This window comes from Clostridium sp. AF35-15 (assembly GCF_003477745.1).
Lineage (GTDB): Bacteria > Bacillota > Clostridia > Lachnospirales > Lachnospiraceae > Otoolea > Otoolea fessa.
The window spans coordinates 1-25,414 of record NZ_QUDY01000004.1; the positions used below are offsets into that span (position 1 = coordinate 1).

Below are 25,414 nucleotides of genomic sequence, written 5' to 3' on the forward strand. Positions count from 1 at the left end.
GCTTCGTTCGACTTGCATGTGTTAAGCACGCCGCCAGCGTTCATCCTGAGCCAGGATCAAACTCTCATGTTAAAGTTTTGATTCCAGTCAAAATTCGCTTGGCTAATTTTAACCGTTATTACTGTTGTTTTGGTTTTGTTCTGAATGTTCTCTTGAACTTCAAGGCTTAACCAAAAGCCTTTGTTCTTAGAATTTTCAGGGTTTTACATACTGTTCAGTTTTCAAGGTTCTTTGTTGTTGTCTCAGCAGCAACTTTTATAGTTTATCAAAAGTTTTTGCTTTTGTCAACACTTTTTTATTTTTTACAAATTCACGTTTTTTTGAAATTTTTCTGAGTTCATCAAGAATCTTCAAATCATTTCTTTCGTTTCGTGTTTTGTTTTTGTCCTTGTCTCGAGGACGTATGTTATGATACCAGAGCATTCCCGGAAAGTCAAGCATTTTTCTAAATTTGCTATTTTATATGTTTTTTTGTGATTTTTAAGAATATTCTGGCATCATTTAAACAGAGCTATTTCTATATTGCTGTTCTTTCTTCTACAATTTTATTTTCTAATCAGCAGCTGGAACAGTTCTGACAGGTTCTGCAATCGCGTGCTGTCTGGCTCTATTGATTTTCATTGCCTTCCCGGGTTTTCTACGCAATGTGTTCCTTCTTTCCCATCCGTTCTGCTATCTTTCTGGCGCTCTCGGTCACGGCCAGACCGCCTTCACTCGTCTCGCGTAAAGCAGCCGGAAGCGCATTGCCGATCCGGCGCATGGAATCGACGACCTCGTCTGCCGGGATCGCGCTCTTGATTCCCGCCATTGCCATCTGCGCGCTGACCGCCGCATTGACGGCGCCGGCGGAATTCCGCTTGATACACGGAACTTCAACCAGACCGCAGACCGGATCACAGGTTAGTCCCAACATATTTTTGAGGGCAAATGCCGCTGCATTCGCGATACACTCCGCATCGCCGCCCTGCAGATATGCCAGCCCTCCTGCTGCCATCGCACTTGCTGAACCAATCTCCGCCTGGCATCCACCCGATGCACCGGCGATGCTCGCATTTTCTGCAATAACCGCACCGATTCCTGCACTGACAAAGAGCGCCTCGACCATCCGGTTCTCCGTTTCCTTACAATATTCCTCATACGACAAAAATACCGCCGGAATCACCCCGCATGCGCCCGCCGTCGGAGCCGCCACGATTCGTTTCATACAGGCGTTGGACTCTCCCATTTTCACCGCTTTTTCCATCACAAGCCCCATGTATTCGCCCGCCAGGCTGCGACCGGAGGCATTGTATGCGTGCAGTTTTTCTCCGTCGCCGCCCGCCATTCCACTTGCCGAGACGATCGAGCCGTCGTATTCCTGATCTGCCTGGCGCATCGCCTGATACATCTGCCGCATTGTTTCAAACGATTCTTCCACCGTCACCTGGCGTTCCTGCACATCTGCCAGAAGAACCACCTTCCAGAGCGGAATTTGATGTTCGTTCGCTAAGCGGACCAGATCACTCACTGAATGATATAACATTTCCATTTTCCCGTTCCATTCCTTTTCTTATATGAACCTTTCCTATCGAAGACTTAAATATGTTACCTTTCGGATACCCTCCTGACGGCGCAGCCACACAAGCCCTTCTTCCGGAATCTCTTGATCGCACTCAATAACCATCACTGCCATGCCGCCGCGCGCCGCACGGTAGAGCTGCATCGTCGCAATATTGATCGATTTGTGCGCCAGCATCGCCGTCACATCCGCCACATGTCCCGGCTGATCGTCGTTGTGGACAACCAAGGTTGGATAACTACCGGAAAAATTGGCTTCAATCCCATCGACCTTCGCAATATTGATCCGGGAACCGCCCAGTGATTCACCTACTACCGTCAGACTGCGCCCAGAAATGCCCTCAAGCTCCAGTTCCGCCGAATTTGGATGCGCCTCTTTTAAATTAGCTTCCTCAAAGGAAAACTCAATTCCTTTCTCCTCTGCCAGGTGAAAGCTGTCCGGAATCCGCATGTCGTCCGGCACCATTCCTAAAAGTCCCGCAATCAGCGCTTTCTGGGTTCCGTGTCCGGTTCCCGTTGCCAGAAATGAGCCGTACAGACCAATCCTTGCCCGCTTAACCGGTTCCCCAAGAAGCTTCTGCGCCACAAATCCAATCCGAACCGCGCCCGCTGTGTGGGAACTGGACGGTCCGACCATCACCGGACCTACTATATCAAATAGATTCATATTTCTTTCCTTTTCTCTCGTTTACTTCGCCAGGTAGCCGCCATCCACCGGGATTACCGCTCCCGTTATATATTCTGCCGCGTCACTCGCTAAAAACACGGTAATTCCTGCCAGATCCTCCGCCTTCCCCCAGCGGTGCATCGGGATCCGCGCCGTTACCTCTTCATACTGATCCGGATTTTTGGCTTTCATATCCGATGTGAGCTTTGTCTCCATATAACCAGGTGCGATCGCATTGACGGTCACACCACGCGATGACCATTCATTGGAGCAGGCTTTCGTGAGCTGCGCCACACCGCCCTTACTTGCCGCGTATGCCGGTATCATCACACTTCCGAAGAAGGAGGTCATCGATGCCACATTAATAATTCTGCCGTATCCACGCTGCAGCATATCCCGCGCCGCCAGCTGAGACATCTGGAACATAGCACCTAAATTTACTCGCAGAATCCGATTCCACTCTTCCATCGGAAAATCTTCTGCCACGCACCGGTGCTGAACTCCCGCACAGTTTACCAGTATATCCGCCTGACCATCAAGGCTTTCCACCAGACGCTTATAGATATTCGGAACCTCCTCTTCTCTTACCAGATCTCCCACTATTCCGTGAACCACCACACCGGTTGTCCGTGCAAGCGCATCAGCGCTCTCCCGCACCTTCTCACTTGTTCCCAAAATAGTAACCTCCGCCCCAGCTCTGCACAGTCCCTCTGCCATGCCATAGCCGAGTCCTCTGGTTCCGCCCGTGACGATCGCTTTTTTCCCCTTTAAGCTAAATAAATCCATAAAATCGCGCATCTTTTATTTTCCCTTTCAAAAGCACACATCTGTAAACAGCCCCTCTGCTGCAGATTACGAACTAGCGATATATTTGTTTTTTATTTCCATATATAAAAGCTGCCGTGAAACAAGAATTTCATTCTTTTCACAGCAGCTTTTTTACTTTTATTCAATGCATTTTCTTCCACTGCCTGACTGGCTGCATCGAGCGATCCGCTTATGCCAGCTTTTCGCCGGTCAGCATCTCATAGCTCTGAAGATATTTTTCAATGGTCTTGTCCACAATCTCCTGCGGGAGTGTCCAGTCATTGCCCGGATGAGCGGTCAGCCAATCGCGTGCAAACTGCTTGTCGAAGGACGGCTGGGAATGTCCTGCCTCGTAGCCCTGTGCCGGCCAGAAACGGGAGCTGTCCGGAGTCAGCATCTCATCACCAAGAACGATGTTGCCATTCTCATCCAGACCGAACTCAAACTTGGTATCTGCGATAATGATACCTTTTTCCAGTGCGTACTCCGCACATTTTTTGTAAAGTGCAATCGTGTATTCACGCAGCTTATCTGCATACTCCTTTCCCTTGCCCGGGAAGTATTTTTCCAGATGATCTACGCTCTGCTCATAGGAGATGTTTTCATCATGATCGCCAATCTCTGCCTTAGTGGACGGTGTGTAGATCGGCTCCGGCAGTTTGTCAGACTCTTTTAAGCCTTCCGGCAGTTCAATTCCACAAACCTTTCCGGTCTTCTGGTAGCTTGCCCAGCCGCTTCCTGTGATATAACCGCGGACGATGCACTCAATCGGAAGCATCTCAAGCTTACGGCACATCATGCTCTTTCCTTCGAATTTCTCCTGCTGGAAGAATTCCGGCATGTCTTTTACATCTACGGAAATCATGTGATTCGGGATAATGTCTTTCGTCAGGTCAAACCAGAACTTGGACATCTGTGTCAGTACCTTGCCTTTGTTTGTCACTTCATTATGTAAGATAACATCAAAGCAACTGATACGATCCGTTGCAACCATAATCAGGCTGTCTCCATTGTCATAGATTTCACGGACTTTTCCTTCTTTAATCGGTTTCATCTCCTGCATTTTTTGCACCTCATTCTTAAATTTTATGGTGGAATCCAGAGCCCCCCTATATCACAAATGTACAGCTCTGTATCCTTCTATCTGATAAATTACCACTTACCCGCCCTTATTGTCAAGACTCGCCTCCCCGTTTCCTCCTTAAATCCCAACAATTCAGCATTTTACCCTGTGGAAGGCGGTTTGGTATGAATTTTTCTACGCCGTTTTCTTCCAAAATGGAATAATAAAAATGCAGCGTTATCTGCCGTTCTTCCCTGCTTAAAGAAGAGTTGGCAGATGACACCGCATTTTATCAATTTACCATTTATTATGTATATGCCTCGGATTCTCAGCCCGACACACTCTTGCTTATTTCAGAGCTGCAAATCCACGCTCCAGATCCTCGATGATATCGTCGATATGCTCGGTACCAATGGACAGACGGATGGTGTTCTGCTTAATGCCCTGATCTGCCAGCTCCTCGTCAGTCAGCTGGGAGTGGGTTGTTGTTGCTGGATGGATAACCAGACTCTTTACATCTGCTACGTTTGCTAACAGGGAGAAGAGCTGCAGGTTGTCGATGAACTTATGAGCTTCTGCCTGTCCGCCCTTGATCTCAAAGGTGAATATAGAAGCGCCGCCGTTCGGGAAATATTTCTCATACAGTGCATGATCCGGATGATTCGGCAGAGACGGATGATTAACGTGCTCTACTAACGGATGTTTTGACAGGTACTCAACAACCTTCTTGGTATTTTCTACATGACGGTCGATACGCAGAGACAGTGTCTCAGTTCCCTGAAGAAGCAGGAATGCGTTGAACGGGGAAATCGTAGCGCCCATATCACGCAGAAGGATAGCACGGATGTAGGTGACGAATGCTGTCGGACCTGCTGCCTCTACGAAAGATACGCCGTGATAGCTCGGATTCGGATCTGCGATTGCCGGGTATTTGCCGCTTGCTTTCCAGTCAAATTTACCGGAATCTACGATAATGCCGCCCAGAGTGGTTCCGTGTCCGCCGATGAACTTGGTAGCGGAATGTACGACAATATCTGCGCCATGCTCGATCGGGCGAATCAGGTACGGTGTGCCAAATGTATTGTCAATGACTAACGGAAGTCCGTGTTTGTGTGCAATTTCAGCAATCGCGTCGATGTCCGGAATATCACTATTCGGATTTCCGAGAGTCTCCAGATAGATAGCACGGGTATTTTCCTGAATTGCACCTTCTACCGCTTCCAGATTATGAGCATCTACGAAAGTTGTAGATACACCGAAATGGGAAAGTGTATGCTCTAAAAGGTTATAGCTGCCGCCGTAGATGGTCTTCTGTGCTACGATGTGACCGCCGTCTGCTGCCAGTGCCTCGATTGTATATGTAATAGCAGCTGCGCCGGATGCGGTTGCCAGTGCTGCAACGCCGCCCTCCAGTGCTGCGATTCTCTTCTCAAATACATCCTGTGTGGAGTTGGTCAGACGTCCGTAAATGTTACCGGCATCTGCCAGGCCAAAACGTGCTGCCGCATGGGCGGAATTTTTAAATACATAAGAAGTGGTCTGATAAATCGGAACGGCTCTGGAATCGGTTGCCGGATCCGGCTGCTCCTGACCTACGTGTAACTGAAGAGTCTCAAATCTATAATTTCCCATCTCAAAATACCTCTCTTTCTTTTTCTGGGAGTTTATTTCCTAGTATGTAAATTCGTTTTTATTCTATATTCATTTTTTTATTTGAGCAAGCGTTTTTCCATTTATTTTCAAGCTTTCTATAAAATAATTGCTTTTCCGCATTACCATATTTGCTTATGCAAATGTATATTTGGCTTTTTGGATAAATAAAAAGCCGGACCGCTTAATCTTCTTTAAGCTCCCGGGCAAATGGCTTGCATCTTAAATCGTTGTCATTCTCTTGAACGGCAGATATGCAAATTTACCTGACCATATAAAATGCCCGGGAATTACACATTCGACAACAACACATCAGATTTCCGTTCCATACAATATTCTGTCTTGCCATTGTATCTGCCTCCTTTTCATTTTCATGTTCTTTCCGAACTCGATGGCTTAATGATACTCTTATAAACCAACTTTGTCAATAGGTATTAGGAAAAAACTTTTTTTCTTTGTTTTCCACGCTTTTCTCCTTGAAAGTCCTATTACCTTGCGTTATAATTGGTTAATAGTAAGGAGGTTACCGAATGATATCAACAAAAGGAAGATACGCCCTGCGCGTTATGATCGATCTGGCGGAACAAAATTCTGCTGGATATATACCACTGAATGAAATTGCCACCCGTCAGCAGATTTCTGAAAAGTATCTGGAAATCATCTTGAAGGTTCTGGTCAAAAATAAATTACTGGAAGGACAGCGCGGCAAAGGCGGCGGTTACCGTCTGACCCGTCCGATTAATGAATATACCGCCGGAGAGATTCTGGAACTGACCGAAGGCTCTCTCTCTTCCGTTGCCTGCCTTGCACCGGATGCGCCGCCGTGCGAACGTCAGACAAGCTGTGTGACCCTGCCGATGTGGAAACGCTTTGATCAGGTTGTACACAATTTCTTCTATAATATTACTTTAGAAGATCTGGTAAAGGAAAGTCCGTCTTTGCCAAAAAGTACGAATTAGCATTTATAAATGAACGAAGGCATTCCAGTTTGACCGAATGCCTTTTTATATGTAGATTTTTCTATTTATTTCAGTATTGAAGCATCTCAAATGTTATTTTTTGATGCCTTTCCGTTCTTTTGCCCGCTCGAGCAGTTTCTCCGCCTCTTCCAGCGCTCCCGGAAGATACGCTTCCGTCCACTCTTTTCCGGCTTTTTCCTGCTTCTTGATTGCATCCCAATCCGTGACCGGTTCTCCCTGTTCGGACAGCATCGACTTACCAAACACGTGCGGATGGCGGCGGATCATTTTTTCGCTGGCGCCATCCATGACCTCCCGTATCGTAAATAGTCCTTCTTCCTCCGCGATCTGCGCGTGAAGAAGAATCTGCAGCATTAAATCCCCCAGTTCTTCTTTCAGGTTCTCCGCATCGCCGGTCGCCTCCCAGATATTGATACCGCCAATCACCTCTGCCGCTTCTTCAATGCAGTACGGTTTCAGCGATGTATGCGTCTGCGCCCGATCCCACGGACAGCCGTCCTCGGCACGGAGATGGCGGACTACCTCGCAGAAGCGCATGAACGATGCGGCGCGGTCATTTTCTTTTTTTATCTCATTTGATTCTCGTTTCATTCTCTCTATCCATTTTCTTGTCTGCTTTTATTTCTGAGCTTGTTTATATGCCTATTTTTTTATTATATTCCAAATTTTGCATTCTGTCAGCCGTAAAATGAATTTGGAATTGACAGTCTGATATTTTTCATTTACAATATAATCATAACAAAACAGATTCTTTTATTTATCGGGACTCCTGCCCGGATGCTCCCTTCGTAAATAAGAGCCATGAATCTTACAGGATACGTGGGTCTTTTTTTATTGCACATGATTCCGATACAGCTACCATACCGGATTGCTGCCAATCTTTTTTGATTTGGAAATTATCCAGTAAATAAGCGCTCGAATCATCCAGATAGAAAATCCCCTGTCAATTTCTGCACAATGCAGTATACCTGGAGGATTGATACCATGACTTTTTATGAAACTTTAGATTCAATTATGAAACAGGATTTTGGCGGTCGCGGACTTTTAGCATCTCTGCCTGCTTCCCCACTTGCGGCTGTGTCTGCTTCTCTCGCCCATGCGAAAAGGGCCGTTCTTCTGACCGGTTTCCCGGTTCGAATGCCAGACGGTTCTATTACCGGCGAGACGGATGGACCTTCCGGAACTGCCAACCTCGCAGCAGCGCTGACGGCAGCTGGCTGCGGCGTGTCAGTCGTAACCGACTGGTCTTCTTATCCGCATCTGGAAGCGGCTCTCCGCTTCCGCGCTCCGCAGGCAACCTTGATCCGTCTGCCGGAACAGAATACGGATAACTTTATCCGCACCTTTATCCGTGATGCAAAACCGACCCATCTGATCAGCCTGGAGCGCCCAGGTAAAGCTGAAAACGGACATTATCACAGCATGCGCGGTGAACAGCTCGATGACATGATCACGGATTCGGCTCTTTTCCTGTCTGCTGCCAGAGAAGCTGGTGCCACGGTCATTTCCATCGGAGATGGCGGCAACGAGATGGGAATGGGGACCTTCCGCCGTGAAATTCTCGCAGGTGTTCCACACGGCGAACTTATCTGCACCGCAGAAGCAGCAGACCTGACGCTGGCAAGCGGCGTTTCCAACTGGTGGGGCTGGGGCATTGCCTCCCTGCTCTCCCTGGAATTAGGACGGAATCTTCTCCCCTCTGACCGCACCGAGACAGAATTGCTCCGCCGGGTTGTGGCAGCAGGCGGTGTGGATGGATGCACGAAAAAAGCGGAACTGACCGTTGATGCACTCCCTCTGGAGACGCATCTGAGGATTTTGCAGTCTGTCCGCAAATTGACCGATGAAACGCTTAAAAAGCAGACAGCAAAGAAAGAGACTCCTTATTTTTACAGAGAGCGGAAGGTAATGGCAGCTGTTTAGGGACTTTTGGTTTTTTATTTGTTTTCATTTTCAAGAATAAAGAATGTGCCTTGGCACATTCGGGCGTCTCGCTCGGTCGCTTGCGACATATTTTTTCTTCGCGCGAGTGCGCATCCCGCGGAGCGTTCTTTGTCATAGAACGAAGTTTCCTATGTTTAAAAAAGACCCGCCTATGTATTTCACTACATAAGCAGGTCTTTTTTTGAATGATTGTTTAACGCTCGCTTTTTACGCTTACAATTCACTTTTATCGTAACTGTTCAGTACCTTCACAGTCACGCGCAGACCTACTGAACAGTTACCTTTTATCTTCTTTTTATTTGCTCTTACTTTTCTTCCGCAATCTGATATGCCTGTGTCACATTTTTCGTGATCGCTTCCGCTTTCCGGTCAGCCGCCACAACCACATGACTCAATGCAAGTAATGCCAAAACGTTCGGAATAACCATCAGCGCGTTGAAGAAATCTGCCAAAGCCCATACTAAATTTACCTTTAACATAGAACCAATGACAATACAAATCACAACGATGAAGGAATAAACCTTTGCCGCGCCCTCGCCGAACAGATATTTCGCATTCGTCAGGCCAAAGAAATGCCATCCCAGAATCGTCGAAAATGCGAAGAACAGCAGGCAGATCGCAATAAAAATAGAACCAAAGTTTCCAAAACTCTGCATGAATGCCGCCTGTGTCAGCGCTGTACCATCCTTGCCGGAGCTCATCGCATCCGTTGTCAGGACTGCAAATACGGTCAGATTTAAAATAACAAATGTATCAATAAAGACACTGATCATCGCACAAAGCCCCTGATGATGCGGGCTTTCTGCTTTCGCACGTGCGTGAGCATGCGGTGTGGAACCCATACCTGCCTCATTGGAGAAAAGTCCTCTCGCTACACCAAAACGGATTGCTTCGCGGACGGTGATACCAGCACCAGCGCCCATTACCGCTTTCGGATCAAACGCGCCCTTGATGATCATCATAAATGCTGTCGGCACGTGATTGATATGAAGGCAAATCAGAATCAGGCTTCCTACAATGTAAACGCCTGCCATAACTGGCACAACCTTCTCTACCACAGCTGCCAGACGTTTGGTTCCACCAATGAAAATGAATCCTGCCAGTACTGCCAGCACAAGGCCGATCGTGATCGGCGGAATATTGATTCCATATACCTGAAATACCTCTGTAAACGCAGCACCGATCGAGTTGGACTGTACCATATTGCCCATAAACCCAAGTGCTAAAACAATAAAGATAGCAAACAGAGTGGATAATACCTTTCCAAAATTACCTTTAAATGCCGCCTTGATGTAGTAGACAGGTCCGCCTGTCACCTCACCATTTACCTCTGTCTTGTAGGTCTGTGCCAGAACCGCCTCGGAGTAGATGGTCGCCATTCCGAAGAACGCGCTCAGCCACATCCAGAAGATTGCACCCGGACCGCCGCCAAACAGAGCTGTCGCCGCACCTGCCAGGTTACCAGTACCAACCTGTGCTGCGATCGCCGTCATGATCGACTGAAACGGGCTCATTTCCCCTTTTTCATGTTTTTCTCCGTTCAGGCTGAAATGTCCAAACACATGCTTGCAGCCCTCGCCAAATTTTCTTACCTGGATGAATTTGAGACGAATCGTGTAATAGATGCCCGTTCCACACAGCAGAATCAGCAGAAGAAAACTCCACAGAAAATCATTGCCTTTGTTTACCAGTGTCAAAATCGTGTCCATTTTTTATCCTCCTCTATGTTTTCGTTACGATTCCGGCTCTTTTATAAATCCGGGATCGAGTAATAAAATAAGAGCTGATACAAATCAGCTCTCCAAAGAGTAGAACATATGCATACAATAGAACTCATCCCCTGGTTCCATTGTGATTGGTTGTATGCCCTGTCCTTTTGCCTGAGAGATCAACGAATACCATGGACGTGCATCCGTCTTACACCTTCGGCGCTCCTTCTTGGAGACTCTCCAGAGTGTCCCTGCCTGACTGACCTTCGATCACTCGTCAGGACGGTTCAGTAAACAGGAACGAACTTATGTGAGGTATGCTATCACATTTCTTCTGCTTTTTCAACTGATTTTTATAAATTATACGAAAATCCTCAAAATATTACGGTTCGCGACACGTTTTCCCCCTTTTCATTAAACTGCTCATACTTTTCCCCAATCAAAAGAGAATCCATCTGCGGGTATGCACCGTCTTTTAAAATATACGATGGAATTTCCCCTTCTGGCTGCCATCCCGGCTTTTTCCTTCCCCATTCTTCTCGGTTTTGAGCTGCCTCTGCCTCCGTCACGTTCCTCCATGCCGATTCTGCTGCCTGACCACGCTTTCCCTGCTTTGTCAGAGGAATCACTTTAAAATGATATACGCCCGCAGTCTGCATCAACGGTACAAAATCGTACTGTTCAGCACTCGTCCGATGCGGATGTCCGACACGCTTCGCATCCCGGTAAAGCATCACCAAATATGCCGAAGCCCCCGGCGCTTTCTTCCACCTGCCAATTCCTCTTTCCGCCCAGACTGCTGCATCCACCGTTCCTATTATCTCTCCGGCATCCTGTAATTCGATCGTCAAAAGCAACGTAGTGCCATTATCTTTCCGAACTGCCTTGCTGCATACCGCGCCAAGCCCTGAAAACTGGATGTCCTCCTGGCGAAGGACGGAAAAAGAATCATCTGCATCGGATTCCAGTTCTATTTCGTATAGAATTTCCGGAGCAGGTTCTTCTGCATGGATTTCTTCTATCTTTCGTTCTTCTAAAGACACTTCTTTGGTACCTATATTTTCAGAGTCGGCTTGTCTGCTCCCTTTATATTGTTCATTTTCCTTTTTTCCCACCTCTGCCCTATCCATCGCCGGTCCGCTTGCCGGATCACCGGAGATTCGTTCCACACCAGTGACGCTATATGCCCTGTCCCGGCTTTCCGCCTCCAAAACAGGCATTCCCATTTCATCCAGCTCTTCTGCTGACAGCCGAATCCTGACCCGATCGATGGATGCCGCGGCAGCGGGGAAACATCCCGCAGCCGCCTGGCTCAGTACGGCTGCTCCGAAGAGCAGCCCTTTCGCCATCTGATCCATAAAATCCCTCCCTTCCCTTTTTCTGCCATCTGATCGATTTTGATTTTTCTCTTATTTTTTACTCCTCCTTGCCCTTATCATTCCTCTCCATATTCTTTTTTATATTTTCCTCCTTTCTTCGCCGCTCTGCGAGCGCCAGTCCTGCCCCAGCGCTCATACATATCAGTCCAATCACCAGTTTCCACTTCCAAATCAGTGAAATTGCTTCATTCAGACGCTCTTTTTCGTCCTCGATCTGATAAGCACCTTCTACTTCCCAGGTGGCTGATTCTCCATATCCCATCTTCGGAAGCGGCTTCATCTGTCTGCCGTCGAGAACAATTTTCCCCTCTCCACAGATCGACTCTGGCACGTGAACTGTTAAATAGCCCTCTTTCAGCTCTTCTATCACTTTCTTTGGATGTTCCGGCTGACCGTGCCCCGGTCGCCCCGGCTTCTCCGGCTTCAAACGGTCATACATCTGCACAACCGTCACCGTTCCGCCCTCTGAAACCGTAAATGAAACTGGTTCGGCTTTTTCGTAGCCCTCCGGCGCTTTCAGCTCTTCCAGAATATAGCGGCAGCCCTCCTTTAAAATGCCCTGTATACATTTCTCCTTTTCTTCAGAAATCCATTCCAATATTACCTTTCCAGTCTCATCCGAAATCCTCAGGTGGGCACCTTTTACAAATTCGCTATCTCCTTTCTGCTCCCTCCATTTCCGCTTCTCCACCTGCACTTCCGTCGGTCTGTCATACATCTTCACCTGATCGACTCGACCGTCCAGTGATACCGTAAATGTCACTTTTTCTGCTTTCCAGTACCCATCCGGCGCTGTTTTTTCTACCAGCACATAGTTTTTTCCAGCGTTTAACTTACCTTTTATCACATGGGCGCCCCGATCAGATACCCACGAATCAACCAAGGTTCCGCCTTCCTTCTCCTCCCAGAGTTCCATCCGCGCCCCCGGCAGTTCCTTTTCTCCCGTCACACTGTATTTTGTGATTTCCACGTGCGTCGGCTTGTCCTGCATGGAAATCCGCTCGACCATTCCATCCTCGGAAACAGTAAATGGAATCTCTTCCGCATACGCAAATCCATCCGGCGCTCCCGTCTCGCGCATTATATAACTCTTTCCCGGTGTCAACGTTCCAATTATCTCATGAGGATGATCCGCAGAAATCCATGATTCGATTACATTTCCAGACTGATCCAGAATCTCTATCTGAGCACCCGGAAGCTCCGTTCCGCCCAGATCTGTCTTTGAAAAGACCAGCTTTGTCGGGGAATCTATCATTCCAATTCCATCTATCTGTGCATCGTCCCCCAGAGAAAAAATCATCTGATTCGACTCCACCTCTTCCGTTTTTCCACCGTCCAGTTCCAGCAGTTCAACCAGGCGGTATCTATTCCCACGTTTGAGCACTTCACGCACCGACCGATCATTCTGATGAAATTCCCAGAGCGCTGTATTTCCCTGCCGGGAGGTCCGTCCCGTGCTTCCTGTACTCTTCCACTCGATCGGCAGTCCATCCGGAGTCTGTGCCGGAACTTGTGCCCGAACCTCATAGTTGGTTCCCCACGGCATTCCTGTCAAAACAACCGATTCGCCACAAGAAAGCGTCAGGCTTCCTCCACTTCGCAGCGTTCCCGATTTAGAACCTGTGTACGAAATCAAGCCTGGAAGCTCTTTTCCCTCCGCATTCTTTAAGTATAACGTATATGTTATATCTATCTGCCTTAACAACGCCGCGGCAGTTCCCGTCACCCGCCCGGCGATAGCAATTGCGCCCGGAGATAGAATTGGATGGAAGGATTCATAGCTTTTGCCCGTTTTTCCCCATATCGTTGCCGTTACCGTCATACCAGAATGATTTTCCTGTCCGTTTTCATTTATATGCTCTCCAACCAGAACAGCCACCCGCAAAATGCCTCCTGATCCGGCTGCCACATTCTCTATATTCCAATACCAGGATTCACCTATTTGTTCCGCTCCGCCCATCGAAGCCGCTGTCATTAGTTCACACCCAGCTGGAATTTCCAGTCCAATCTTCATATTTTCTTTTTTATCTGACTGATTCCGATATGTAATTTCATATACAATTACACTTCCCGGCAGCACCGCTGCTCCGTCTTTTCCAATCGGGGAAACGGCGCGGATGCCACAAGGGTCGCTGTATTCCGGATTTCGTATTTCATGGATATATCCCAAGCCATCTCTGTTTTCCGGGATCCAGCTTTCCACTTCCCTGCCATCTGTCTCTTTCTGATGATATTCTTCCAGACGATACCTCGTTCCTTTTAATGTTCTAAGCGTCAGCGGATAATGTCCGTTCTCATCCCAATTCAGACGGAATGTATTTTTTTCTATCGTCCGGCGGCTGCCGTCACTGAACTCAATGATCTCCCGCAGTTCGAAACGATGTCCTTCCGCCACCCCCTCTTTTTCACATTTTTCTCGTTCCAGATAAGGCACAGAAGCTTCCATCAGTGAAGCAAGTACAAATTCTTCCCCACTGTCCAAATCCCACAGAGTTCTCACCAGACGAAGCGCTTTTCTTCCCTGCACCTGCAGAGACGTTATGCTGTCAAATAAACCGTCTGCTGTCTCTATCTCCAGCGCATTTGCACCATCTCTGGCTGCGTTAATCCCCCTGCCTGTATCTGACACCGTGAAAATCATCGGTTTCTGCACAGTGTATCCATCCGGCACTTCCAGTTCTTTCAGAAGATACGTGTGCCCGGCAATCAGCTTTCCTTCTATCACGTGTGTTTTCCCATCGCAGATCCAGGTTTCCAATGCCTCACCCGCTTCAGTGTACACACCATCCAAAAATCCCGCTTCATACACTGCCAGCTTTGCTCCTGACACAAAGAGACCCGTATCGAAATCCAGCTTGGAAATTTTGATTTTCGTTGTTTCATTCGGCACCGTCAGATCATACGTTAGCACCTCGCATTCCTTCTGATCTTCTATCAGCACCTCGTACACGCGCGGAATAAGTTGATATCCATCCGGCGGCATCGTCTCACGGACTTCGTAATGGTACGGAATCCAGCTTCCATTCTCCCCTATCGTTCCGATTGGCAGAAACGGGCTTTCCACCTGACCGCTCTCGTCTGTCTCCATCTGAACCTTTTCTCCCGTCTCTCTGTTTTTCACTTCAAACACCGCACCTGCCAGTTTTTCCTCTGGCTTTCTCTCATCCACCTTTTCAACCCGAACCCGTCCCTGTTTCAACGTATTAACCGCTTCGATTGTCTCCCCCGAAGCAGCCGCCACCGTAAATTTCTTAGGTTCCATGAGGCGATAACCTGCCGGTGCCGAAAGTTCCACCAGATAATACACTCCATAGGCAATCGGAGAAATCCGATGCGGCTTCCAGTCCCCTGCCTTCCATCCTGCCGGAATCTCCTGTTTTTCTGCTTCTTCCTCTGTAAATTTTCCATCCGATCCAGAAATCCAGCGTTCCACTAAATATTCTTTTTCCTGCATCAGGCTTCCATCCTGTGCCGCCCGGAAAACAGCAAGTTCTGCGCCTGCCAGATAAATTGCCTCTTCGGATGCCTCTCCTGAGCTTCCCAGCTTGGAAATATAGACAGACTTTGCCCTATTTTCCAGCCCGTAAAGCTGAATTTCAGCAGTTTCTTCGACAATCACCGGCTTCGGTGCTGCTTTCTGATAGCCGCTTGGTGTTTTCGTCTCCACCAGAACGTAATAGCCTTTCTTTCTGTTCGAAGCCAAATCATTTTTCGTCGGATTCAGCGGTAAATAATCAATCCGGTGAATCCCATCGGAGGTATCATAACTGACCAGAGTCTCCTCCATCTGGTAATTCCAGCGGAAATCATAGCTGTAGCCTGCTTTTCCATCCGGCTGCAGATTTTTCGTTACCTGAACAAGCACCTGCGAACCATTTCCCAGATTCCAGAGCTGACGCACTGATTCGCCCTGTTCTGTCGCCGTTTCTTCCTGTTTTTCAGCGGTATATCCACACCATGCAACCGTGTTAAACCTTGTGTGATATTCTGCATACAGCTTCTGATAGCGGGCTGCAAAGCTGTCGCTTCCTTGGCTGTAAGCTTTCGCATCTTCGGTCTTCCAGCTCGTCACCCGTTTTTCCCGGTCATAGCGCGGTGTTCCATCCGCTTCCATGACAATTCCATTTTCATCTGTCACTGCCTCGTACAGGGTCAGCTCCGCCGCATATGCATTCGGCAGACATTCTTTTTTTCCATCCTTCTCCTCATATTTGAAAAAGGCGGTTTTTATATGATCCTCCTGCATCGTGATGATCTGCAGCTTAGAAGTTTCCTGGATTTCCACCTCTATTTGATTTGTCAGATATCCCGGAGGCGTCTCTATCTCCCCGAGAATATAATCGCCTGCCGGAATCCCCTCCCATGCCATTGGCGTCTTTCCGACGGTCCATTTCGCAGTCACTGTCTTTTTCTGGTTTCTCTCATCTAGTACCGTCCAGTTCGCCGGAAGTTCCCCTTTCTTTTCCAGATAATACCCGGACGGATGTGCTTCCAAATCATCACTCGCAACTCTTTTTGCCGGATAGAGCGCTAACACGGCTCCTTCCACACTTGAAAACGTATACCCCCCTTTTCCTTCCTCCCAGGTCTTAGAATCCGATTCGTTCAAAATGCGATCATAGTCCCGGACTGGCTGCTGATATTGTTCTGGCGCGTCGATCTTTTCGATCTGCACCGTGATCGGGCGGTTAGTAAGGTACAGCTCCTGTACCTCACAGGTTTCCTCTACCGTAAGACCTGCCGGCATCCGTTTCGCATAGCCGGATGGGGCACGCGTCTCCTCTAAAATATACGTTCCCACCGGGACGCGTTTTAAAACGTCCACCTGCCCATCTCTGATCCGTGTATGGAACGGATCGTTTGGCATTTCATCCCCGGTTATCCAGCTGTTTTCCATCAGATACGCCTCACCCTGACGATGGTACAGTGGTCGGTCATCTTCCCGTTTTTCCGGATCATTTCCAATATCATAGAGCGCTGCTTTCAACTGCAGATCCCATGCATTGGCATTGTAAGCTCTGAGAAGATCGCTGTATCGGTAACGCACATAATCGCCATCCCGATCATAAACGGGATATCCTTTGATATAGGTCTGATCGGAACGCTGGTAATAAACCGGCAGCCCATTTTCATTCAAAACCGGATTGACATGGGGCTGCAGCAGACCTCCGTCATATGTCCCAATCGTGTATTCCTGTTCCGTATCAGCATACATCGTTGCCACGCGGCCAGTCTTTATCTTATCCCTGGCAATCACATTTTCATAGCGATCCTTCGATACCCGGACCACCCACACCAATGTTTTGCCGGTTTTCTCCTCCGTCACATATGCCATTCCCGTGTACGGTTCTACCTCGCTGTCCCGGCTTCCGTCTGACGCCAGATGATAGAATTTTGTCCCGGACGGAACGTATTCAAACCGCCTTTCTTTCCGGCTGTACGCCAGTTCTTCATAGCTGGGGCTTACAATTTCCAGAAATGGAACGCCGTCTTTCATCGCATAGATCGGTTCGCCGTCTTTGGGACGCACCGTCTCGCCCTTTTCGTTATAGGCATACCGCACGCCCCGGAGTGTCGTAAATACCTCCAGAGCCCCGAGATCGTAATATAAAATGTCTGTATCTTCACGTTCAACCCACTTGAGAATCCATCTGCCTTTCCCCTGGTCGTTGAACCGGTCATCCTGCGTATATCGTGTATAATTGTTATTTTCTCCTTTGTTATCTTCCCCCTCTTGTTCTTTATCCTTCACATACAGAAGCCGGTTTCCCGCATAACCTTTCTGCACATACATCCGGATCACATTTCCAAACGAATCGCGCACCACATTGACACCGGCATACGCCCGGTCCTCACTGTCCCCGTTCTTCTTTACCTCGATCGCATCATACAGGCACATTGATGCACCTGGAAGATAGCGGTTGAGTGCGTGCGCCGTATCTGGAACCCGATGCCAGATCGCCTTTCCAGTAAAAACCTGATCCTCATAAATCAGGTCAATCCACTCCCCGGCTTCCTGTTTTGCCCTCAGACTATCCAGCCAGCCCTTTGACCACCCATACCCAAGGAACGTTCCCGACGCATTGTACGCCAGTTCCAGATTTTCAAGACCATAACGGTTCGAAAGCTCGGTCAAAGTTCCCTCTCGTCGATCGCTCAACTCAAACAGAATCTCCGTTTCCTCCTGTTTTACTTTCGCGATTTCCAGCCGGATCGGCGTATTTCCTACATAAATCCGCGCCACATCCCCCCGGTCCTGCGGCTTATTGCCATTTGGCTTCGTTCCATCCGGATTCTGGACTGCTTCTCCGTTGCTGCTTATCCGGGTTACCATTTCTCTATACACGGCAGCTGCCACCCGCTGACCGCGCTCTCCGTCCCGATAATACGTCACTTCATCCGAATACACTTCCACCGCTATCGGTTTCGTTCTCACGTATCCTTCCGGTGCAGATAATTCACACAACACATAGGCTCCTGCTCCCAGCGGCTGCGGCGTGATCAGATATCCTGTATTCTGGTTGGACGGCAGAGTTTCCCCCAAACCACCAAAATCCTGCAGCGTCGAATAAACCCGGAATGTGCCCGTCCGCGTCCCAAAGGCATCCTGCATCACCACCTGATCGGTTTCACTGCAAATCGGAGTTCCTGCCGGGATTATGCCTGTATATTTTCCTGTATAAGGTGCTTTCCAGGGGTATTTTGACGGAATTAGCGTTTTCAAATCAACCGGCGCGATTTTCTTTGCCCCCATTGCCTCCAAAAATTCCCGGCTGGCTGTCACCTGTGTATCTTTTTCATAAAACTGCACCTCCCCCTCGCTGTATTTCGACGTATCCCGGCTGGCGGCATAAATAGCGAACACTGCATCATCATGCAGAATATTCTCTCCCGTCTCCGAATCTAGTTTTTCAATCCGAAGCTTTGCAGCATAAAACGTATTCCGATATTTTCCATCCGCGTAGCCGGTAAATCCCAACGCATCATAGGCGGACTCCGCCGCCGGTTCTGTCACACTGTAAGGCACCAATCCCTGAAAATACCGCCCGTCAAACCCGGTCAGCGCCCCGGTGATTGTCCTGACATGATCTTTCAGATAAAATCCCGCCGGATTGTTATCATCCGTCTTCTCTCCATACGGATATTCCACTGAATCTGCCCACCCTGCCTGCTCTGAGATCGAACCATAACGGTAATAGCTTTCTACCTTCTCGTTGCTCCGGTACCGGCTGTTTGCATTTTCAGACCGATAAATGTCCTTGTACGGCGCCATTTCCCTCTGAGCGGGCGAAAATCCGCTGTAGTCATAGCTTCCGCCTGGATAGGAGATCGTTCCCTGCCGTTTATCCGCATCCAGACCATACTTATAAATCTCATAAGTTCCATCTTGTCCATGTGCGCGGATCACATATTTCCTCAAATCCGCCTGATTTGTATCTCCCCACTCTTCATTCATCCGGATCTGATAGTTCGCCGCCAGCGTTTCCGGCGATGCCGAGGCGTCATATTGATAATCCGCTGACTTTTTTTCCGGAGATACGAGGTTTCCACCTGCCTCATAAACCGACGGGACTTCTATTTCTTTCGGCTGGTCGATCCGATAATGCTGGTTTTTGAAATCTTCCAGTGCTCCCGAATACGGCTGCTGCTCGACTGCCACATAGGTTCCGTAAGGAAGGTATTTCGAAATGCCATAATAATAACCTTCCTCGGATTTTTTTAATTTTTCTGCTGACAACGTTGTTTTGTCCCGATCGGAACCTCCATTTTCCGCGCTGTCCCACTCAATCGCGTATAAATCGTCCAAATCATAGGAGAAAAACGGCTTCAAATATTCCTCTGCTTTTAAAATTGCCTGATGTAATGCTTCATCATAGATATAATCCGGATAGCTTTCCTGTTCTCCCGATGCTTGAATGTTCTGCTTCTTTACCTCATTCTTCAAATACCAGTCAATCGCAAACTGACGGACAGCATCCGACCGTTTTGCATTTTCTACGGCTGCTTCTGACGCACGGCTCTGATTCTGTATCGCCGCATTGTTATGATGCACCGGATCTTTTGTTTCTCCGCCGCTGCTTCCAAAAATACCCGTACGGATCCATGCAAACGGCTTAAAGGATGTATCTGCTGCATCTGCCTGCTGCCATTTATCCCGGTTCGCCACCGCCATCGCATCGAAAAATTTCTCATACTGATAGCCTGGAACTTCCCGTACCGCTCCCGCTCCATCTTCCTTGATCCGCATGACTGTCTCAAGAAGTCTTGTATATCCCTGATTGACCTCTTTCGAATCCGCGATCTGCCCGTCTTTTCCATATTCGTACAGACGATCATTTGCCGTCACTGCGCTGTCCCAGACATTGTTATTGACGGAACCAGCCGTCTGGGAATCTTTTTTATGAGTTACCTGCGTGAAAATTTTCCGAACCGGAGCAAAGGATTCTATAAGCAGCGGAAAATTCTTTTTTACCTCCGGCAACGAGACAACTTCCCCATCCCGATTCATCCACACGATTTCGCCATCCGTATTCCGGTACAGACGTTCCAGATTGGATTTCAAATAGAGCTTAAAACGGAAATTTGGCAGTGCCGAAGCGACATTTTCCTTCCCTCCCTCTTTTTCCGTAAACAGATCGGTATGTCCACTTTCCGCATAAGTGTTATGTGCATAGGTGTTCTCCGGTGTCGTCGCTATATCTTTGATGATTTTTATCTTTTGGCGGATCACACGCTCCAGTACACCCAGCGGTTCTTTTCTTGTCCCGGCATCCTGATAGGTGGTCTCCTGCCCAGGGTATGCCAGTGCCACCGGGACCACATAAGAATCATCCCCTATCAAGCCGGAACGTCCAGAATCGATATATGCCTTTGCCCGCGCCTGTTTTACCCACGTGTAATAGCTGGAACTGTTCATCTGGTGGCCGGCAAAGAAACCATTTCCCAGCATTGCGGCTTCTTCCTCGTTCAGTGTAACCTTCTTCTCTTTCAATACCGCCTTAAATCCCAGCTCTTCCAGCACGCCTGCATTTGTTTTTTTCACGCCAAAACTGTCGGTAAAATTCGCATTGACCCGCAGTATGTATCTCCCATCTGCATTCCGGGCTGCTGCCTGATGAACCCATTTTGTCTCCGTTACCTCCCGCTGCTGTATTTCTGTCTTTTCCCGGTAAACAACTACCTGGATCGGCTGCCCATCCGCATCGTGCGGAATTTCCCCGGTTTTGTAATAGACATTTACCTCATTTTCCTTCGGAACAATCGTACCATCTCCCTCAATCACAGCATCTGTCTGCAAAAGTGCCGATGCCATCACCTGATTTCCAACGGTAGTTTCCCTATAATCAGTATACGTTCCAAATGCGTCCCGCCCTCGATTATTTGAATATGGTATATACACATAACGCGGACACATTTCCATATTCTCCGGCAGCCACTCTGCCCGGTGAAAAATCAGGCTGTCTTTCTCCGGATCACTTCCCAGTACCATGAAATTCTCCGGTATTCCTAAAATTCCTGCATATACCGTAAATTCAAACGAATCCGAAAACTCTTGCACCGCGTCCAGACCGCCATAGCTGATATATGGATGGGTATGATAAAAATCCAGAACGGAAGTGATCACGTCTCCCACTGTCATTGAGATTCCATCTTTTGTTTTCGGCACCGCAATCGTCTGGACCGGCGAACCATACACCGTTTTTTCTGCCTTTTCTCCCGGTGTCACACCGCTGACGCCGTACACGTCCCGCTCTCCTTCCCGGACGCCCCGGTCAAATACGCCGGTATAGATACTGGAATATGCATTTTCTCCTGCTCCCGGTGTCCTCGGTGTTATTTTCGCATGTCTGCGGAGTACCCGCTCGGCTTTCCCTTTCAAATAACAAAAGTCATCCACATCAAATATCTTTGCCAGCTTGTCCGCATTTTCTTCCTCGGTCATTCCCGTTTCTGCCTGCAAAAGAACTGCTTCCACTGTCTCCGGCACAAGTTCCTGCACCCGGACCTGGCGCATCCACCCCGCCGCATACTCAATCGGAACCTTTTTATTCATCGGCGTGCCATCCGCATTGTACTTTGGATACTGATAGTTGTTCTCTGCCACTGCCAGTTCCCCGGTATAAACTTTTTCATACTCACCTGTCCCAGCTTCCACCGAAACCGTTCCTTTTCCCTCGTCTTTTCGATAAAAGCTCACGCCCTCCGGCAGCCCTGACACCACAATCTCATAAACTCCCTCTTTCGTGTCCTTTGACTCTGCCGAAAAGAAAATTTCATTCGTATCAGCTCCGCCATCGCCTGCCTGCTCTTCCCCATACATCTGCATGGAAATATGGGCATATCCTTCTCCCGGTTCCAGGACCGCCGCCTCCAGATCCTGTCCCAGGTTTGTAACTGCGTGAAGTTTATTTCCAATCGAAAGTTCAAAGCCCTCGGATCGGCTTAATTCCTTAACATAATATTCCCCCATCAGAAGTGGGCGTCCAATCCAGGCATTCCCATTCTTTGACGTATTGTTATAATAAATCCGCTCCCAGGCTTTATCTGCCGTATAATCATCGATCGCCGCATCTTGTGTATACAGATTTCCCGGCGCTTTCTTTCGCCATCCATCTGCTGCATCCACAATCGACCCTTTCGAATAATCATAGGTTCGCCCCGGCGCCTCTGTACATGCCAGAAACGAGGCATCTCCATTTTTGTCTGTCGTCGCCACCGCCACCAGATGATTGGCCCGGTAAACTACCCCTGTTTTCCCATCCGGATGCAGCAGATCTTCTGCTGCAAACAAGCCATACACTGCACCTTCCAGCGTTGCATCCCCCTGTGAGTCCCCAAGCGCATTGTAAGACTCATTTTCGCCCTTTTTCAGATCCAGATCCTTTTTATTGATATGTACCTCGCCCTCTGTCCGGTGATCATAGATCCTCCAGGCATCTTTCTCGCCGTCTGCCCCATTGCAATGGCTGAAATTGCCAGCACTTCCCGGCTCTATCACTGAACCCACACTCGCGGAAACAAGCGCCGATTCATAGGCAGGGAAAAATAGTGACTCTGCTGCCGCACCCGCCAGTGTTTCCGTTCTTTGTGACAACTGCGGATTTTGATACAACAAAGAAGGTGAATGCCAGCTTGTATAAAAACCTGCCTCGGTTGTCAATAAATCTGAGCCGGTTGCCATATATCGCCGAATACTTTCACGTTCCGCTTTTTCTGCTTCTTCTAAATCATCATCCGCTTCATCAATAAACACAAACCCTTTCTGGACACGATTTACCAGATGGTCCGAAATAGATACTTTCATCTCCGAGGCAGTTGCTTCCTTCTTCTCCTGTGTCAATTTTCTGTCTTTTTCATTTATGTCCTGTTCGTTTTCACTTGTCTTATTCCTCTTTCTCCCCGCTTTGTTTCCTGTATCTTGCGATTTTTCTCCTATCTCCGCCTCCGACGGTGTCGCTTTCCCCAGAAGCGCTGCATCCAATGCCGTAAACAGAACCACCCTCTGCGGCAAAACACGCATTTTTAGCGGCCCTGGAAATACAGGACTCTCCCCCAGAAAAGCCGCTAAATTTTCCCGGATCGTCCAGCCAGACGCACTTCGACGCTCCCAGCCATTTTTTCCAGAAATTCCTGCCTTCGCCTCACTTTCTCCATTCTGATTTCCGGAAGCCTCTCCGATGCCCTGACTCCTTCTCACACTCTTCGTTCCCAGCACCACATCACGCGAATATCCGCCTCCAAAGGCTGCATTTGCCCCATGCTCAGATGCATCGGTTGTGATAATCTCAATTGGCAGGTCATCTGCATGTTCATCATGCAGAATATATCCATCCCGCGCTTTAAATTCTTTCCAGGTATAACTGTACTTCATGGAAATGAACTTCTCATACGTCTGCCCACAGTCCTCTTGGCAGCCAGACTTTGCATACGAAGTTTCCCCGTCTGCCCCTGTCGTCGGTCCCGCATCGGGTGTTTCTCCCTCGGAGCCGCCGTCTGACGCGATACCTTCTATCTCCCCTGCATCGACCTCCTCCATCATCCAGTGAAAATGGACGCCCTCAAAGTCTCCGCCCGCCTTTCCTTCACATTCCTCTTCGCACAAAAGCCAGCTATTTGCCAGGCGGATATTTTCTGCCTGCGCCGCCTCAATCTCATCCTCATTGATGACTTCTCCCTCTTCGTCCTCCTCGTCCTCTGGAACTGGTACAAAGGTCGGTGCCGGATGACCGTCACAGAACGTCTTGTCATAGTGATAACCATGCTCCACCGTCTGGGAGGCGTAGCCATCGCCATCCGTTACCGCCGAACCCACTTGTCTGAAACCATCCCAGAGAACCGGCTCATCCTGATAATGACTGGCATATGGTTCTCCGCCCTCATACAATTCGGCAGCTCCATCCCGCTCAGTATTTACCCTGTTCTTATCGTCAAAGCGCTCAAAGAAGCCAAACCGCGCCCCTTCCAGCGCTTTCCCTGTCTCATGATCGTATTTATACATCTGCAGATTATAGGTGGAAGTAAAATCCTCTTCATGCCTAAATACCTCAAACTGAATGCCTCCCTGCTCCGGTACCGGGGTTGGATCGCCCGCCAATTCAGCAAAATAATTGACCGGAACCATTCCGAGCTCCATCCATGCCATCCGCTGATGAATCCACGGATCACTTTTGGCAGGCGTTCCGCCTCCGTGTGTCCCCGAACAGGTCACACACTCCCAGATTTGAAGCGACTGGTCAATCGCCTCCTCCGCCGAAGCATATCCCCCGCCGCCCAAAGCGTATGGGGTTCCTTCCACCCGGAAACGAATCAGGGCTTTCGACGGTTTTGGATTTGGATTTTTAAATATGATCTGCGAGTCGGTTTTTGTATACGTCCATCCATCGGTCGGAACCGGGCTGAATGAAACACCGTCATTGTTTGAAAATTCAAGCGGTACAGAACGGATAAAATCCCAATCCGAGCCATCCGGCGCAAACGACAGCGTCAGAGTCGCCGCATCTACCTGTTTTGCCGTTCCCAGCGAGGTGCTGGAAGCTATCACATTAGGAATCTTTCCGCCGCCGACACCGGTATTTTCCTTTCCGCTGCCTCCGCCAGACAGCATTCCTCCCATTTGCATGTACGCCTCACTATTTGACGCAGCTGCCTCCAGCCACGGATATTTTGCCCGCACAGCTGGAACATAGAGGATTGTTTTCAGATCTTCCTCGGACACCATCTTGATAATTTCCGGTTTTCCCTGTGCTTTTGCTGCCACATTGATCGCCCGGATAAATGTATTTGCCTTTTCATCCCCCAGCGCTGCTCTGAGCGAGAGCATCGCCCAAAATACATATTTCTGTTCCTGACTGCTCAGCGGAACAGATGCCTGGGAGGGACGGTGTGCTTCATAGAGATCCCCTTTTTCTGCAATTCCCCAGATCGCATAACCGCCCTTATCGATACAATAAAGCTTGTGTCCCAGCAGCGTATCGCCATGGGCTGTCGTCAGTGTTGTCTGCTGACCGCTCGCAGGTGCTGCTTTCACCGGAAAAACCGGGAATCCTGGCAAAAAAGCCATTCCTCCCAATATAATTGCCAGTACAAACGCCATCCCCCGTTTCGCATTCTCTCTGTACCGATACTCCCCCATAAACTTCCTCCTCGTTTTTACTGCC

At 48.7% G+C, this 25,414-nt stretch carries 11 protein-coding genes, 1 rRNA gene and 1 riboswitch; of the genes, 2 read left to right on the top strand and 10 right to left on the bottom strand.

The window, feature by feature from the left end; genetic code table 11:
• From DWZ76_RS05665 to DWZ76_RS05695, 6 genes are all read right to left on the bottom strand, one after another.
• Positions 1-72, bottom strand: a 16S ribosomal RNA gene (locus DWZ76_RS05665); the annotation flags it as partial.
• A gap of 565 nt (positions 73-637) precedes the next feature.
• Positions 638-1,522, bottom strand: a complete 885-nt coding sequence (gene sdaAA / locus DWZ76_RS05675; protein ID WP_118472140.1) for an L-serine ammonia-lyase, iron-sulfur-dependent, subunit alpha — start codon at positions 1,520-1,522, stop codon at positions 638-640.
• A 42-nt stretch (positions 1,523-1,564) separates the two neighbouring features.
• Positions 1,565-2,224: an L-serine ammonia-lyase, iron-sulfur-dependent subunit beta gene (gene sdaAB / locus DWZ76_RS05680; RefSeq protein ID WP_107000463.1), complete on the bottom strand. Its 660-nt coding sequence runs from the start codon at positions 2,222-2,224 to the stop codon at positions 1,565-1,567.
• 21 nt (positions 2,225-2,245) lie between these two features.
• Entirely contained in the window at positions 2,246-3,010 is a 765-nt protein-coding gene (locus tag DWZ76_RS05685; protein ID WP_333549111.1) for an SDR family oxidoreductase, read from the bottom strand.
• Between the two features lie 211 nt (positions 3,011-3,221).
• Complete coding sequence (locus DWZ76_RS05690) at positions 3,222-4,094, bottom strand: phosphoribosylaminoimidazolesuccinocarboxamide synthase (protein WP_022359439.1); 873 nt, start codon at positions 4,092-4,094, stop codon at positions 3,222-3,224.
• 348 nt (positions 4,095-4,442) lie between these two features.
• Positions 4,443-5,726 carry an O-acetylhomoserine aminocarboxypropyltransferase/cysteine synthase family protein gene (locus tag DWZ76_RS05695; RefSeq protein WP_118472141.1) on the bottom strand — a complete coding sequence of 428 codons (1,284 nt, stop codon included), beginning with the start codon at positions 5,724-5,726 and terminating at the stop codon, positions 4,443-4,445.
• Between the two features lie 548 nt (positions 5,727-6,274).
• Between DWZ76_RS05695 and DWZ76_RS05700 the strand changes: the two genes are divergently transcribed.
• The gene (locus DWZ76_RS05700; RefSeq protein WP_118472142.1) at positions 6,275-6,703 is read left to right on the top strand and encodes an Rrf2 family transcriptional regulator; all 429 of its coding nucleotides are present in this window, start codon (positions 6,275-6,277) and stop codon (positions 6,701-6,703) included.
• A gap of 93 nt (positions 6,704-6,796) precedes the next feature.
• On the opposite strand, the gene DWZ76_RS05705 is transcribed toward DWZ76_RS05700, so the two are convergent.
• Complete coding sequence (locus DWZ76_RS05705; protein ID WP_022359442.1) at positions 6,797-7,315, bottom strand: MazG nucleotide pyrophosphohydrolase domain-containing protein; 519 nt, start codon at positions 7,313-7,315, stop codon at positions 6,797-6,799.
• A 393-nt stretch (positions 7,316-7,708) separates the two neighbouring features.
• Here DWZ76_RS05705 and DWZ76_RS05710 point away from each other — a divergent pair, with 393 nt between their 5' ends.
• Positions 7,709-8,647 carry a DUF4392 domain-containing protein gene (locus DWZ76_RS05710; protein ID WP_118472143.1) on the top strand — a complete coding sequence of 313 codons (939 nt, stop codon included), beginning with the start codon at positions 7,709-7,711 and terminating at the stop codon, positions 8,645-8,647.
• A gap of 326 nt (positions 8,648-8,973) precedes the next feature.
• Here DWZ76_RS05710 and DWZ76_RS05715 read toward each other — a convergent pair whose 3' ends face one another.
• The 3 genes from DWZ76_RS05715 to DWZ76_RS05725 all read right to left on the bottom strand — a co-directional run bounded on the left by DWZ76_RS05715 (position 8,974) and on the right by DWZ76_RS05725 (position 25,389).
• On the bottom strand, positions 8,974-10,377 hold the full coding sequence (locus tag DWZ76_RS05715; protein ID WP_118472144.1) for a sodium:alanine symporter family protein: 1,404 nt from the start codon (positions 10,375-10,377) through the stop codon (positions 8,974-8,976).
• Between the two features lie 149 nt (positions 10,378-10,526).
• Positions 10,527-10,631: riboswitch (glycine riboswitch) on the bottom strand.
• A gap of 120 nt (positions 10,632-10,751) precedes the next feature.
• A complete protein-coding gene (locus DWZ76_RS05720; RefSeq protein ID WP_118472145.1) occupies positions 10,752-11,735 on the bottom strand; it encodes a hypothetical protein in 984 nt (327 codons plus the stop codon).
• 58 nt (positions 11,736-11,793) lie between these two features.
• Entirely contained in the window at positions 11,794-25,389 is a 13,596-nt protein-coding gene (locus DWZ76_RS05725) for a prealbumin-like fold domain-containing protein (protein WP_118472146.1), read from the bottom strand.
• Positions 25,390-25,414 lie beyond the last annotated feature (25 nt).